Annotated in this window: 14 protein-coding genes; 11 read left to right on the forward strand and 3 right to left on the reverse strand. The window is 71.8% G+C overall.

Annotated features, from left to right (window positions below):
• Nucleotides 1-18 precede the first annotated feature (18 nt).
• Nucleotides 19-1,425, reverse strand: coding sequence for a serine/threonine-protein kinase (locus AB0C69_RS23060; protein ID WP_360356706.1), 1,407 nt, complete (start codon nt 1,423-1,425; stop codon nt 19-21).
• Nucleotides 1,426-1,934: 509 nt separating this feature from the next.
• Nucleotides 1,935-2,915, reverse strand: a complete 981-nt coding sequence (locus AB0C69_RS23065) for a helix-turn-helix domain-containing protein (protein ID WP_360356709.1) — start codon at nt 2,913-2,915, stop codon at nt 1,935-1,937.
• 217 nt (nt 2,916-3,132) lie between these two features.
• Here AB0C69_RS23065 and AB0C69_RS23070 point away from each other — a divergent pair, with 217 nt between their 5' ends.
• The 11 genes from AB0C69_RS23070 (at nt 3,133) to AB0C69_RS23120 (ending at nt 13,478) form a co-directional block, all read left to right on the forward strand.
• Nucleotides 3,133-3,432 carry a hypothetical protein gene (locus AB0C69_RS23070; protein ID WP_345172601.1) on the forward strand — a complete coding sequence of 100 codons (300 nt, stop codon included), beginning with the start codon at nt 3,133-3,135 and terminating at the stop codon, nt 3,430-3,432.
• A gap of 1 nt (nt 3,433) precedes the next feature.
• Nucleotides 3,434-3,607 (forward strand): hypothetical protein, encoded by a 174-nt coding sequence (locus AB0C69_RS23075; protein WP_353833075.1) that lies wholly within the window; start codon nt 3,434-3,436, stop codon nt 3,605-3,607.
• A gap of 246 nt (nt 3,608-3,853) precedes the next feature.
• Nucleotides 3,854-5,446, forward strand: a complete 1,593-nt coding sequence (locus AB0C69_RS23080) for a DUF1214 domain-containing protein (protein ID WP_360356712.1) — start codon at nt 3,854-3,856, stop codon at nt 5,444-5,446.
• 4 nt (nt 5,447-5,450) lie between these two features.
• Nucleotides 5,451-6,884 (forward strand): DUF1254 domain-containing protein, encoded by a 1,434-nt coding sequence (locus AB0C69_RS23085; RefSeq protein WP_360356715.1) that lies wholly within the window; start codon nt 5,451-5,453, stop codon nt 6,882-6,884.
• 11 nt (nt 6,885-6,895) lie between these two features.
• Nucleotides 6,896-7,573 (forward strand): GAP family protein, encoded by a 678-nt coding sequence (locus AB0C69_RS23090; protein ID WP_360356718.1) that lies wholly within the window; start codon nt 6,896-6,898, stop codon nt 7,571-7,573.
• A gap of 11 nt (nt 7,574-7,584) precedes the next feature.
• Complete coding sequence (locus tag AB0C69_RS23095; protein WP_360356721.1) at nt 7,585-9,270, forward strand: SulP family inorganic anion transporter; 1,686 nt, start codon at nt 7,585-7,587, stop codon at nt 9,268-9,270.
• Between the two features lie 263 nt (nt 9,271-9,533).
• Entirely contained in the window at nt 9,534-10,061 is a 528-nt protein-coding gene (locus tag AB0C69_RS23100) for a glycosyltransferase family 39 protein (RefSeq protein ID WP_360356724.1), read from the forward strand.
• 138 nt (nt 10,062-10,199) lie between these two features.
• Nucleotides 10,200-10,811 (forward strand): hypothetical protein, encoded by a 612-nt coding sequence (locus AB0C69_RS23105; RefSeq protein ID WP_360356726.1) that lies wholly within the window; start codon nt 10,200-10,202, stop codon nt 10,809-10,811.
• Entirely contained in the window at nt 10,726-11,349 is a 624-nt protein-coding gene (locus tag AB0C69_RS23110; RefSeq protein ID WP_360356729.1) for a DedA family protein, read from the forward strand. The genes AB0C69_RS23105 and AB0C69_RS23110 overlap by 86 nt, the downstream gene beginning before the upstream one ends.
• Nucleotides 11,346-12,227, forward strand: a complete 882-nt coding sequence (locus AB0C69_RS23115; protein ID WP_360356732.1) for a DMT family transporter — start codon at nt 11,346-11,348, stop codon at nt 12,225-12,227. Before AB0C69_RS23110 ends, AB0C69_RS23115 begins: the two co-directional genes overlap by 4 nt.
• Before the next feature lie 105 nt (nt 12,228-12,332).
• Complete coding sequence (locus tag AB0C69_RS23120) at nt 12,333-13,478, forward strand: serine hydrolase domain-containing protein (protein ID WP_360356735.1); 1,146 nt, start codon at nt 12,333-12,335, stop codon at nt 13,476-13,478.
• Nucleotides 13,479-13,577: 99 nt separating this feature from the next.
• On the opposite strand, the gene AB0C69_RS23125 is transcribed toward AB0C69_RS23120, so the two are convergent.
• The coding region (locus AB0C69_RS23125; protein WP_360356738.1) for an acetylxylan esterase at nt 13,578-14,349 on the reverse strand (772 nt) is incomplete at its 5' end.

Below are 14,349 nucleotides of genomic sequence, written 5' to 3' on the forward strand. Positions count from 1 at the left end.
TCCGAGTGATCTCGATCGTCATCGGTGCCGTCTTCGGCGCCGTCGTCCAGGGCGTCGCCATGGGGGCGAGCTGGATGGGGGCCGACGGCTCCACCCGAGTCCCACGGAGGTCTCGGTGTGGTCCTTCACCATCTGGTGCAGCGCCGGAGGCAGCGTTCCCGGTTCCGGGACCGCCGGCTTCCTGATCTTGGGCAGGACGGCCGCGGTGGCCAGCATGAGCAGGCCGACCAGCGCCGGCCCCGCCGCCGTCGCCGCGAGCCGGCCCCTGGACCGGACGCCGCCGAGCACGCCCAGCACGGCGGCCGCCGCCGCGCACAGCAGCGTCACCCGTCCCCAGACCAGATCGATTCCGGCGGAGGTGGCCGTCATGTCGCGGGGGAACTGCGCGATGGAGACGGTCACCGTCTGCCAGGGCAGCAGCACCGCGATCATCAACAGTGCCGCCGCGCCTGCGATGACGAACCCCGGCCAGCGGCCGTGGCGTCCGCTCGGGCGCGTCACGCGCGTCGCCGGTTCAGGCGCCGGCGGCCAGGGGGCCTGGCCCGGTGGCGGTGGTGCGGCGCCGCCCGCGGATCCGGCAACCGGCGCGGGAGCGGGCCCGGCCGGTCGGGACGCGAGCGAGTTCAGCATCCGCTGCGCCTGGTCAAGCGGCATGCGTTCGGCCGCGCTCTTGCGCATCAGGCCCTGCAGAACAGGTGCGAGGGGACCGGCGTGGGGAGCGGGAGCGGGCTCCTCGGTCGCGACGGCGACGAGAACGGCCCCGGGACTGGTGCCCGCGAAAGGCGGACGGCCTTCCACCGCGGTGTGCAAGGTCGCCCCCAGCGACCACAGGTCCGACTCCGCCCCGGCGGGCAGGCCGCGGACCTGCTCGGGGGACATGTACGCGGGGGTCCCGAGGAGTGCGCCGGAACGCGTCAGGGTCGCGTCGCCCTCGACGGCGGCGATGCCGAAGTCGGTCAGGACGACCCGGTCACCTTCCAGCAGCACGTTGGCGGGCTTGATGTCGCGATGGACGATGCCCGCCTGGTGGGCCGCGCGCAACGCGTCCAGAACCCCCGCGCCGAGCGCGGCGGCGCGGTCCGGCGGAAGGGGACCGTGCTCGGCGAGCACATCGGCCAACGACGGACCGGGCACCAGTTCCATGATGATCCAAGGTTGCCCGTCATCGGTCGTGACGAGGTCGTGGACGGTGACGATGCCCGGGTGCCGGAGCCGGGCCGCCGCCCGCGCCTCCCGGTCGACCCGCGCCGTCCACGCGTCGCGCTCCTCGGCGTCCAGACCCTCGGGCAGCCGCAGTTCCTTGACCGCGACCTGGCGGCCGAGCCGCTCGTCATGCGCGCGCCAGACGGTGCCCATACCGCCGCGTCCCAGTGGATCCATGAGCCGGTACCGGCCCAGCAACCTTCGCCCGAGGTCCTCAGCCACGTCAGGACCGTAGCCCAAAAGCCGCACGGCCCGTCTAAAAAACACTAACGTTTACTTGAACTTCGGAAGGCGGCAGCGCCTGGACGTCCGCGAAGCCCCTCCAGGTGTACTCGAAGTCTCGGCCGATTCCTTTCGGCGGGGCGCGAGGTCTACATGTTGGGAGGCGCGGCCCGCGCGGCGGGCCGGTCGGTCTCTCTCATGCACACCGAGAAGGAAAGGCCGATCGCCGATGAGCGTTCCCGCGACTATGCGTGCGCTGCAGCAGACCACCCTCAACGGCCCGCGGGACATGCGTCTGATCATCGACGCGCCGGTGCCGAGCCCCGGCCAGGCCGAGGTCCTGGTCCGCGTCACCGCCGCCGGGGTCAACTTCGCCGACGTCTCGAAGGCGCGCGGAACGTTCCCGTGCTCGCGGACCGACCCGCCGGCTGGCCGACCTCCCACCTCTCGTAGGAACGGCCGAGGTCGGGGCCACGGCCGTCCGACCTGGACGGTGACACGGCAGGGGCCTATGAGGAACCGATCGCGGCCGTTCGGCGGAACTGACGGGGTGACAGGCCATAGGCGGCGCGGAAGGCCTGGCTGAAGTGGGCCGGACTGGTGAAACCCCAGCGAGCCGCGATGGCGCCGATCGGCGTGGCGGCGAGGAGCGGGTCGCTCAGATCGCGGCGGCACTGCTCCAGGCGGCGCTCGCGGATCCAGCCCGCGACGGTGTGCTCTTCGGCTTGGAACAACTGGTGCAGGTAGCTCAACGAGATGTGGTGGGCGGAGGCGATCGCCCCCGGGGTCAGGTGCACGTCGCCCAGGTTCGCCCGGATGAAGGCGTGGATCTGGGCGAGCAGCGCGCGCCGTCGGCTGCCCAGAGGTACGTCGCTGTCGGCGTCCAGCGCGCTGGCCAGCGCGGCGGCCAGGACGTCCAGAGTCAGGGCGGACACTCGCATGGCCTCGGCCGCACTGAACTGGCTTAGGCGCCGAGCCAGCTCCAGCAGGTACTGCGAAGCCAGCGCGCCGACACCCTGATCGCCCCGGATCCGGACCCCGCTGAGCTCCCGCAGGCCCCGCTCGGGCAGGGGCAGCACCGACCGCGGGAACTGCAACGAGAGCAGTTGGCCGCCCGCAGGGTCCGCCGATCCGAACCTGGTCAGGTAGGGACGCGAGCTGTCACGGAGCATCAGATCCCCGGCACGCAGTTCCGCATCCCGATCGGCTTGTTCCCCTGTGGCGTGACCACGCACAACGCAGGTCACGAAAAAGGTCTCCGGGTCGGACTGGCGGATGAGCCTGTGCGTGCGCTGGATCGTCAGAGACTTCGCACTCAACAGGGTCGCCTGCACGGAGCCGAGCCCGCCCAGAGCGACATGGGCCTGAAAGGTGCCCTCCAGATGCGGCTCGCTGCGGGCATCAAGCGGCATCCACATCTTCGAGCTCATCTCGCGCCAGAAAGCGAACCGGTCTTTCGGCGGAATGGCGGCGAAGCTGACCACGTCCATGAGTCACCAAAACTGTTGACGCTGCGGGGTCCGGCCAGCAGCATCACCCGGGCGCCCTCGCCGACGCAACCGCCGGCGCGACGAAGCCCGAGGCGCCGGCACGCGTGAGAGGGCCCCGGACGTGCTGGGGCGTGTCGTCCGGCCGGTCTTGCGGCCAGACCCGCGTAAGGTGAGGAGCAGGGTGTGGCCACACCCTTTCAGCGAGAGGCATCGGCCCATGAGGCTCGAACTCACCAACTACGAGGCCCTGCATGGCTGGGGCGTCGTCAACAGCAGCGCCGGGTGGCATGCTCAGCGCAACCGCAAGCCGCCTGCGGCCGAGCAGGCGGTCGGAGACATCCTCTTCACGGCTTACGACTGCCGGACCAGCACCACGACCACGGTCGAGCTCAGCGATGACGAGCGTGCGAGCCTCGCCGAGCTGGTCAGCGAACACATCGCAGCGTGGGTGAAGCGCGGCCGGGAGAACGCCGCGACGCAGCACCTGCGCTCGCTGGTCGTGAAGCTCGGCGGCTGACATGCCTACACCGGGCAACCCGCAACGCAGGTTCCGCCTCGCCGACGACGTCCTGTGGGACGAGTACGGCGAGGCGTGCCGTGAGGTCAACGGCAGCGCCGACCGCAGTGACGACATCCGCAAACATGTCGTGGCCGTCGTCGCCGAATGGAAGAAGCGGCGCCAGACGAGCTGAAGGCGCCGACCCCGCCTGGCGTGGCTCACCATCCCCCTGGCCGACCCATCTTCCTGCAAGGCCTGTCCGGTCAACTCCGAGCGTTCTTCTTTGAAGAAACCATTGGCTCAAGCTTTTTGGCCCGGCATCTCCGCGGCCTGCCGAGTAATATGAAAACAATGAATTAGGGCGTTGTGTTTATTGTGGTCTGCGGCAGGTACGGCCCCGTGGGCGAGAGGAGACCTCTCCCGAGAACGGAGCGATGCCATGCAGCAAGCCGGACGGATCCCGCCACAGGTCATGGAGTCGCTCTCGACGCCCGAGCGGGTGGAGACGGGTCTGGGGACTCTGGAGTTCCCGCTGGGCAGGCCCACCGCCGAGACCGCCGAGCGCGTCTACGACCATCTGGACCATCTGCACGCCGTCCGGGCCTTCCTCGACGCGTACTCCGGGGTCAATGTGTGGGCGGCGCGCAGGGGCTTCCTCGATGCCGGCGTCATGGACCACGACGTCCTGCTCTTCTCGGAGTTCATGGATCCCGAGACGCTCGTGCTCACGGGAAACGCGGACACCGTCTACTTCGTGACGTTCCTCGACCTGACCGAGGGGCCGCTGGTCGTGGAGATGCCGCCCCTCTCCCTCTGTTTCGTCAACGACATGTGGTTCCGCTGGGTCGCGGATCCGGGAATGGCGGGGCCGGATCGCGGGGCCGGCGGCAAGTACCTCTTCGTGCCGCCCGGGTATGAGGGTCCTCTTCCGGAGGGCGGCTTCTTCCCCCAGCCGACCCGCACCACGCGGCTCCTCCTGGGCGGGCGAGCGTTCCTGGAGAACGACGACCCGAGGCCCGCGGTCGAGCGCATCAAGGAGGGGCTGCGCATCCACCGCTACGCCCCCGGGTTCTTCGGGACGAGCATCGGGGAGATCGTCATGGGGGGCGCGGCCCCGCCGTCGCCGTGGACCGCTCAGACGTGGACCGCCGCGCTCCGCAGGCCCGACCCGCCGCGCTTCGTCGAGGGCACCGGGTTCGCCGTGAACACGATCCCGCCCGCGGACTCGACGTACTTCGACCTCGCGAGCGAGCTCGTGCACGATCAGCCGGTCGAGGCGCTCGACCCCGAGATCGCCGGTGCGCTGGCCGCGATCGGGATCGCCAAGGGACGGCCCTTCCAGCCGGATCCGCGGATGCGGAAGATCCTCGCCGAGGCGGCCGCGGTGGGGAACGCGACGGCCCGCACCCTCGCCTGCCGCCTGCGTCCGGAGGAGGGGGCGCACTTCTACGGTGCGTCCTCCCAGTGGATCAACGGCCTGCTCCCGGCCGGGTACGACTTCATGACCCCGCCCCCGGACATCACCGACCGGGGCGTCGAGCTCCGTGCGAGCGACGGCGCCCGCAAGCTCAACCTGCGGAACTGGTGGTGGTACCTGGGCGTGGGCATCAGCCCGGCGTTCACCGCGCCCCTGCCCGGCATCGGCTCGCAGTACCTGTTCGCGTGCGCGGACCAGGAGGACCGGGCCCTTGACGGGGGCGGGCACTACCGTCTGGTGCTTCCGCCGGACATTCCCGCCGCCCGTTTCTGGTCGTGCACCGTCTACGACAACCAGACCCGCTCGATGCTCTCCACGCCGCAGCGCTTCCCCCGGGCGGGCAGCCAGGACTATCCGACCCCGGCGGCGGTCGCCGACGCGGATGGCACGACCACGGTCCACTTCGGGCCCGACCGGCCCGACGGTGTGCCTGAAGGCAACTGGATCCAGACCGTGCCGGGCAAGGGATGGTTCGTGGTCCTGCGCTTCTACAGCCCGCTGCCGCCGTTCTTCGACAAGACCTGGCGGCCGGGCGAGGTCGAGGCGGTGGGCTGACGCGATGCCTCACCTGAGCGACGCGCCCAGCCCGGGCGTATCAGCCGAGACCCTCGCGTCGATCGGCGTCCCGGACCGGCTGGACTCGGTCTTCGGTCCGATGGGCTTCTTCGACGGCCTGCCCCTGCCCGACACGGTCGCCCGGAGCTATGACGCGCTTGACCTGCTGCGTGGGATCGACGTCTTCCTCAACTGCCTGCCCGGCGCGGCGATGGTGGCGATGCGGCGCGGGCTGCGGAGCATCGGCGTCGACTCCCGGACGATCGGTTACACGGCCCCGCGCTGCGGCTCGGCGCCGTTGATCCTCACGGCGAACACCGAGACCACGTACGGGATGGCCTTCCTGGCACTCGATCAGGACGGCCCGACGGTGATCGAGGCGCCGGAGGGCTCGCTGAGCGTCGTCGACGATCTCTGGCAGCGCTACGTCGCCGACATGGGGATCGCCGGACCCGACGCGGGCAAGGGAGGCAGGTACCTCTTCCTGCCCCCCGGCCACGACGGCGACGTCCCGGACGGCTACTTCGTCTCGCGGTCGCCGACCTTCTCCTGCTGGGCGGCGCTCCGCGTGCTGGGGGGCGTCGAGAGCCTGCTCAAGACGCGGATGTACCCGCTCTCGGCCGCGGCCGACCCGCCCGAGCAGCGCTTCGTCGACTTCGCCGACTCCGTCTTCACCACGGTCCCCGCCAACGACTTCTCGTTCTTCGAGGAGGTCGACGAGATCGTTCAGGAGGAGCCGCCCGAGGCGCTCGACCCCGAGCGCGCGGGACAGCTCGCCTCGATCGGCATCGTGCCCGGCCGGCCCTTCCGGCCGGACGACCGCATGCGCTCGATCCTCGACACCGCCGCGCGGGTCGGGTCGGGCCTCGTGCGGACGCTGACCTTCAAACCGCGCGACCCGGGCTTCTACTACTACTCGGGCAGCTCGTGGAAGAACATGTTCCCCTCCGGAAGCCACGAGTTCCTCTCACCGCAGGGTGCGCGGCTCCTGGACGCTCGCGCCGTCTTCCACCACGGGGCGCTCGTGATCACCCCGGCGATGGCGAGGGCGACGGTCGGGGCCGGATCGCAGTACGCCTACACGGCGGAGGACTCCACCGGCGCCTGGCTCGACGGCGAGAAGAGCTACACGCTCACCCTTCCCAAGGACATCCCGGCGAAGGACTTCTGGGCCGTGGACGTCTACGACCCCCAGACGCGGTCGCTGCTGCGCACCGGCGACCCCTACCCGAGCGTCAACAGCCTTTCGGACGCCGTGCGGGCCGATGACCGCGGCGACACGGTCGTCCACTTCGGCCCGGCCGCGCCGCCGGGCGGGGAGGCGAACTGGATCCAGACGGTCCCCGGCAAGGGATGGTTCGTCGTCCTGCGCCTCTACGGCCCGCTCGAAGGCTGGTTCGACCGGAGTTGGCGGCCGGGCGAGGTCGAACCGGTGTGAGGTAGGCGGCCGTGGGCGAGGCGATCGGTCAGATCCTGTCGTACGGCGTCGGCGTGGCGCTGAGCCCGTTCCCGATCATCGGTGTGGTGCTGATGCTCGCGACTCCCCGGGCGCGTTCCAACGGGCCGGCGCTGCTCCTCGGCTGGATCCTGGGCCTGTCCCTGGTCGGCGCGATCGTGCTGCTGGCCTCGGGCGGCGCGGGCCCGGGCGACCAGGGGCAGCCGGCCGACTGGGTCAGCGCGCTCGACCTGGCGCTCGGCGTGCTGCTGCTGGGGGTGGCGGTGAGGGAGTGGCGCGGCCGTCCGCGCGGCGACGAGCAGGTGTCGCTGCCGAAGTGGATGCGCACCGTCGACTCGTTCACACCGGTCAAGGCGGGAGCGCTCGGGTTCGCGCTGGCGGCCGTCAACCCGAAGAACCTGCTCCTCGTGATCGCCGCGGCGGCGGCGATCGCGCGGACGGACACCTCGGCCGGCGCGCAGGCCGCGGCCCTCGCGGTCTTCGTCGTGATCGGGGCGACCGGGACCGGAGCGCCGGTCGTGCTCTACTTCGTCCTCAAGGAGCGCTCCCAGCACATCCTCGACGACCTCAAGCTCTGGATGGAGCGGCACAACTCGGCGATCATGACCGTGATCTGCCTGATCCTCGCCGCGAAGCTGGCGGGCAACGCCATCAGCGACCTCTCCTCCTGATGAGGCCGAGCATGCTCGGGCTGTTCCCCTCGCTGCGGGGATACCGGCGGCAGTGGCTGGGGCGGGACGCCCTGGCCGGGGTGACGGTGTGGGCGGTCCTCGTGCCCGAGGCGCTCGCCTACGCGACGATCGCCGGCGTCTCGCCCGTGGTCGGCCTCTACGCCGCGCCCGCGGCCCTGGTCCTCTACGCCGCCTTCGGCAGTTCCAGGCACCTGGTGGTCGGGCCGATGGCGGCGACGGCCGCGCTCTCGGCGGCGATCGTCGGTGAGGCCGCAGGCGGTGCGAGCGCGGACGCCCGCACCGCGATGACGGCGGCCCTGGCCGTCACGGTGGGCGTCGCGGGGCTCCTCGCCGGACTGCTGCGCCTCGGCTTCCTCGCGAGCTTCATCTCCGAGCCGGTCCTGAAGGGCTTCATCGTCGGCCTGGCACTGACGATCATCGCGGGACAGCTGCCGAAGCTGTTCGGCGTCGAGGCCGCGCCGGGGGACTTCTTCGAGAAGGTCTGGGTCCTGATCGGGGACCTCGGCCAGACCAGTGGCCTCACCCTCATGGTCGGCGGGGGCAGCCTCCTTCTGATCCTCGTCCTCAGGCGGGTCGCCCCGTTCGTGCCGGGCTCGCTGCTCGCGGTGGCGCTGGGGATCGCGGCGGCGAAGGCCTTCGATCTGGAGCACCGCGGTGTCGCCGTCGTCGGTGGGATCGAGACCGGGCCGCCCCCGTTCGGCTTCCCCGACGTCTCGGTGGACGCCCTCGGCGGCCTCGCCGCCGGAAGTGTCGGCGTGCTGCTCGTCGCCTTCGCCGAGGGACTCGCGGCGGCGAAGAGCTACGCCGTCCGCGGCCACTACGAGGTCGACGCCGACCGCGAGCTGATCGGGCTCGGGGCCGCCGGCCTGGGCGCCGGCCTGTCCGGCGGCATGGTCGTCAACGGCAGCCTCTCGAAGACCGCCGTGAACTGGTCGGCGGGCGCACGCACCCAGCTGTCCGGGGTCTTCGTCGCCCTCCTCACCCTGGTCACGCTGCTCTTCCTCACCGGCCTCTTCGAGAGGCTCCCCGAGGCGGTGCTCGCGGGCGTCGTGGTCGCGGCGGTGGTCGAGCTGGTCGACATCCCCTCGCTGGTCGCCCTCCACCGCGTCTTCACCCGCAGGCTGGGCCGGGCCTACGGGGTCGCCGCGCGGCCCGACTTCGTCACCGCGGTCGCCGCGATGCTCGGGGTGATGATCTTCGACACGCTGCCCGGCCTCTTCATCGGCATCGGCGTCTCGCTGCTCCTGCTCCTCTACCGCTCGTCGCGCCCGGTCATCAGCGAACTGGGGCGGCTGCCGGAGGACGGGCACTTCGCCGCGCTCGACAGGCATACGGACGGCCGCAGGATCCCGGGGGTGGTCGTGCTGCGCGTCGAGGCGGGCATCTACTTCGCCAACGCCGAGCGGATCCGGTCCACGGTGCGGAGCGCCGCCGGCCGGGAGGGGGCGACGGCAGTCGTGATCGATGCCGAGACGGTCCCCTTCGTCGACGTCAGCGCGGTACGCATGCTCGACGAGCTGACCGAGGAGCTGGAGGCCCGCGGAGTCAGGCTCCTGCTGGCCGGCGATGTGGGCCAGGTCCGGGACGTGTTGCGCACCGCCGGAGCCAGGGCGGAGCTGAGGCACGTCTATCCCACCGTCCAGGCGGCCGTCGACGCGTCCAGCACCGGAACTTGACCTGGCCGGGCAAGGCCGCGCCGTGGGCACTAGCCGTCTGGCCGAGGTCAGGCGGGCCGGAGCTGCGCCGGTGGCGGCGATGGTGAACAAGGGCCGGGGGATGCAACATCGCGGGGCTTTCCGCGTCTCTTGGCGTGAACTCAAAACTGGATCTTCTGCCCGGCGAACGCCCGGCGACGGCCGGGCGTCCCGGCCCGCCCACCGAAGTCGCAGGTCGGCGCGGGGAGGCGGGGCGAGAGCGGCGGAGGGCCTGGCTCCTTCCCTTGGCGCCCGCCCTGCCGGCGCTGGCGATGGGCCTCTGGGGCGCCGGAGGGCTGCCGCTGTGGCGCGACGAGGCGATCACGTCCGAGATCGCCCGCCGCTCGATCCCCGACATCCTGTGGTGCGCGTGGCACATCGACGCCGTCCACGCCGCCTACTACCTGCTCATGCACTGCGTCGTGCAGGCGTTCGGGGCCGGCGAGTTCGCGCTGCGGCTCCCCTCGATCGCGGCGTTCGCGGCCACGGCGGCGGGCATCACCGTCCTCGGCCGCAGGATCATGTCCGTGCCCGTGGGGCTGGTCGCCGGGCTGCTCTGCGCCGCGGCCCCGTTCGCCAGCCACTACGCGCACGAGGCCCGGTCCTACTCCCTGGTCGCGGCGCTCACCGTGTGGCTGACCGTGCTGTTCGTGGACCTTGCGGAACGGGGCTCCCGGCGCCGGTACGCCGCCTACGGCGCGGGCGTCGCCCTGCTGGGGCTGGTCCATCTGTTCGCACTGCTCGTCCTGCCCGCCATCTGGCGACCCTGCTGATGACGCGCCGCACCAGGACGATGCTGCGCCGGTGGTGCGCCGCCACGGCGGGAGCGGTGCTCGCGGTGAGCCCGCTGATCGCGCTGGCCGTGACCCAGCGCAACGCCCTCGACTGGCTGACGCGCCCGGGATGGCGACGTGCTCTATCTGGCCGAGGCGTTCACCGGCCCCCGGATCGTGGCGTACCTGCTCGGCGCCGCCATGGCGGTGGGACTGGTCACGGCGCGGCGCCGCGGCCCGATCGGCCTGCGGGCACTGGCCGTCCCGTGGCTGCTGCTGCCCGCGACTGTGCTGCTCCTGGTCTCCCAACTCCATCCCTTCTACACGAGCCGCTACGTGATCGGCAGCCTCCCCGCCATGGCGCTGCCGGCCGCCGCGGGTCTCGCCCGGCTGCCCTACCGGACGTGGTTCGTGCCGCTCGTCGCGATGGCCGTCCTGGTGGCGCCGCTGCACGTCGAGCAGCGCCGTCCGGAGAACTGGTGGGACGACCTCCGCGGGGCCGCGGCGATCGTCGAGCGGGAGGCCCGGCCGGTGGGGGTACTGATCCTGGGAAGGGGAAGGGCCGGTAGGGGAGGTGTCGGCGGGCCCGGAGCGCTGCCGGCGTCCAGAGATCTGGATGGAGGCGTTGGGTTTGTTCGCCTCGGTCGTGTCGTGGGTGGCCGGGTTGTCCGGGCCCGTCGTCTACGGGGTCGTCGGCGGGCTCGTGTTCTGCGAGGACGCCCTGTTCTTCGGCTTCGTGCTGCCCGGTGAGACGGCCGTCGTCCTCGGCGGGGCGCTGGCCGCTCAGCAGAAGGTCTCGGTCGTGTGGCTCGCCGTGATCGTGGTCCTGGCGGCGATCGCGGGGGACTTCGCCGGGTACCAGATCGGGCGCCATGCCGGGCAGCCGATCCTGGACAGCCGTCCGCTCCGCCGCCACCGCGACCGCGTGGACGGCGCCCGCGACCTGATCCGGCGCCGGGGCGGTGCCGCCGTCTTCGCCGGGCGGTTCATCGCGTTCTTCCGCGCGATCATGCCCGCGCTGGCCGGGGTCTCGGGGATGCCCGGCCGGGTGTTCCTGCTCTACAACGCCGCCGGAGGCCTGGTCTGGGGCGTGACCTTCACGCTGCTCGGATACTTCGCCGGGCACGCCTACGCCCGGGTCGAGCACGTCGCCGGGCGGATCACCGCGATCGTGATCGTCGCTGTGGTCGTGCTCGCCGTCGTCGTCTGGCGGCTTCGTGATCACTTGCGCCGGAGACGCGACGGCCACGGCGGCCCGGGCGGCGGACGCTCCGGCCGGTCCGAGTGAACGTCCTGGCGGTCGCGATCGCCCTGGCCGCCTCGGTGTTCTTCGGGTTCGCGGCGGCGCTCCAGCACCACGCCGCGTTCCACGAGGTGCGGCACGGGCTGTTCGACGTGCGGCTGCTGTGGCGGCTGATGCACTATCCGATCTGGATCGGCGGGCAGCTCACGGACCTGGTCGGGGTCGCCCTGCACGCCACCGCGCTGCAGATCGGCGCGCTGGTCCTCGTCCAGCCCGTCCAGGTCGCGGGGCTGCCGCTGTCGGTGCCGATGGAGGCCGCGCTCAACCGGCGCCGACCCCACCGGCGCGACCTGCGCGGGGCGGCGCTGGCCACGGCGGGGCTGGTCGCCTTCCTGGTCGCGGCCGCCCCGCAGGGCGGCATCAGACATCCGAGCGGCGCCGCGTGGTTCGCCTGCGGCGGGCTCGTCGCGGTGACCGTGATCGGCCTGCTGGCCCTGTCGCACTTCACGACCAGGGGCTCGCGCTCGGGCGCCTCCGTGGGGCTGGCCACCGGCGTCCTGTTCGGGTTCTCCGCCGCACTGCTCAAGAGCTGCACGGACATCCTGGCGACCCGTCCGCTCACGCTCCCGCTGCACTGGGAGATGTACGCGCTCATCGGCACCGGCCTCGTCGGGATGCAGCTCAACCAGAGCGCGTTCCAGCACAGTTCGCTGGCATCGCCGCTGACGGCGATGACGCTCGGCGAGCCGCTGGTCTCCGTCATCATCGGGCTCACCGCGTTCCACGAGCAGATCAGGACGACCCCGCCGCGCCTGGCGATCATCTTCGTCGCCGTGCTCGCCATGGCCTACGGCATCTGGACGACCAGCACCACCTGGCAGCCGCCACGGCGCCCCCCGCCCGACGACCAGGCCGACCGATGACGTTGTCGAAGCGGAAGTCCGCAGCGCGGCGGGTGCGGTTCTCCGCAAAGGGCCGGGCGGTCGTCCGCATGGGCGGCAAGGGACCCGGCTCCGTAGCGTTCATCCGTGATCAAAATTTCTCGGTGGACGGCTCTCGCGATGCCCGGTGCGGCGGCGACCTTCGCGGCGGCCGCGGTCTTCCTCGCCGCTCCCGACGCGCGTACGGCGCAGTCGCGGTCCGACCGGACCCCTGCGTCCCAGGACGGATTCCAGGCGATGTTGGACGACCTGGTGAAGACCAGGGCGGCCACGGCCGTTCTGCTGCGCGTGCGGACCGCGGGCGGGGGCGAGTGGTCCGGTGCGGCGGGCGTGTCCGACGTCCGGACGGGGCGGCCGGCCGATCCGGCCGGGTACTTCCGGATCGGCAGCGTCACCAAGACGTTCGCGGCGACCGTCCTGCTGCAGCTCGTCGACGAGGGACGGCTGCGGCTCGACGACCCGGTGGCCGAGCACCTGCCCGGTGTCGTGCCGGACGGCGAGCGCATCACGGTGCGGCAGGTCCTCCAGCACACCAGTCTGCTTCGCGACTACATGAGCGACCCGGGGTGGTCCACCAACCGCTGGCGCGGGGCGCAGCGGTTCCGCGGCTACAGGCCCGACCGGCTCCTCGCGCAGGCGTTCCGCGTCCCCGCCCAGAATCCCCCGGACGTCACCTGGAAATACTCCAACACCAACTACGTGGTCGTGGGGAAGCTGATCGAGCGGCTGACCGGGCGGCCCTACGGGAAGGAGGTGGAAGAGCGTGTGCTGCGCCCGCTCCGGCTGACGCAGACGATCGTTCCCGGTAACCGGCCCGGGCTCCCCCGCCCGCACGCGCACGGCTACGCGCTGCTGCCGGACGGGCGGACCGTGGACGCCACGCGCATGAACCCCTCCCTCGACTGGGCGGCCGGCGAGATGATCTCTACCACCCGGGACCTCGGCCGGTTCCTCGACGGCCTGCTCGGCGGACGCCTGCTGTCGCCCGCGACGCTCGCCGCGATGCGTGCGGCCCGGCCCACCGGCGCCGGGTTCGCCTACGGGCTCGGGCTCCAGGAGTACGCACTGCCCTGCGGCAAGCGCATGATCGGGCACAGCGGCCAGCTCATCGGCTACACCACCTACGCGCTCCGCTCCGACGACGGGCGGCAGATGAACCTGTCGGTCAACCTCGGCTCCTCGCCGCCCTCGGCCGACAAGCTCTACGCCCTCGCGGGCAAGGTGTTCTGCTGACGGTCACACCGACATCCCCACGCCGGCCGGCTCGACCGCAACGGCGCCTCCCACCCGCCGAGACCAACCGGGGCGGAGCGCCCGGGGCGGGGTGGTCGGTCAGGCGGTCGTCCGGGGGGCGAGGTGCTGGAGGAAGAACTCGGTCATGAGCGCGAGCGTGTTCTTGAACTCCTGGTTGTAGACGACGAAGTGGCCGCCGGGCAAGGTGACGAGCCGCTTGGGGTGCAGGGCCCGTTCGTAGGCGGCGAAGGCCAGGTCGCTGTGAGTGAGGATGTCGTGCTGGGCGACGACGAGCATGAGCGGTGTGGGGGAGATGCGGGCGACGTAGTCGCCCGGCTCGTAGCCGGCGATCGCCTCCACCGACCGGAGCGTGACCTCGTTGCGCCAGGTCGCCAGGCGCTCCGGCTCGATCGTCTGGTACCACTCGTAGGTCTCCCGGTCGGCCATCGCGGCGGGCTCCCCGGGGGTCGCGGTGATGAGGGGGATCATCGCCGGCGCCTCGCCGTCGAACCGGGCGAGCCGGTCGGCGTCGAAGCTCCTGCGCACCTCGGCGAGCGCCTCGCTGGGGATGAACCGCGACAGGGTCGTCCCGCCGCTGATGACCGGCACCTGCGAGTAGACGGCCTTGACCCGCCGGTCGATCGCCCCGACGACGAGCACGTGCCCGCCTGAGAAGCTCGACCCGAAAACCCCGATGCGCTCGGCGTCCACCTCGGGACGCGTGCACAGGAAGGTGATGGCGTCCCGGTATCCCTGGATCTGTGTCCAGGGGTCGACCTCCTGGCGCGGCTCGCCGTCGCTCGCGCCGAACGAGGCGTGGTCGTAGACCCGGCGCGCCGCTGACGGCCTACCTGCTCGGCCACGCGGTCGG

It is taken from the genome of Actinomadura sp. NPDC048032, from assembly GCF_040653175.1.
GTDB lineage: Bacteria > Actinomycetota > Actinomycetes > Streptosporangiales > Streptosporangiaceae > Spirillospora > Spirillospora verrucosospora.

Bases quoted from the DNA above. Each gene is read 5' to 3' on its own strand.
- AB0C69_RS23065 (WP_360356709.1), bottom strand. From the start codon at position 2,915: ATGGACGTGGTCAGCTTCGCCGCCATTCCGCCGAAAGACCGGTTCGCT.
- AB0C69_RS23070 (WP_345172601.1), top strand. From the start codon at position 3,133: ATGAGGCTCGAACTCACCAACTACGAGGCCCTGCATGGCTGGGGCGTC.
- AB0C69_RS23075 (WP_353833075.1), top strand. From the start codon at position 3,434: ATGCCTACACCGGGCAACCCGCAACGCAGGTTCCGCCTCGCCGACGAC.
- AB0C69_RS23080 (WP_360356712.1), top strand. From the start codon at position 3,854: ATGCAGCAAGCCGGACGGATCCCGCCACAGGTCATGGAGTCGCTCTCG.
- AB0C69_RS23085 (WP_360356715.1), top strand. From the start codon at position 5,451: ATGCCTCACCTGAGCGACGCGCCCAGCCCGGGCGTATCAGCCGAGACC.
- AB0C69_RS23095 (WP_360356721.1), top strand. From the start codon at position 7,585: ATGCTCGGGCTGTTCCCCTCGCTGCGGGGATACCGGCGGCAGTGGCTG.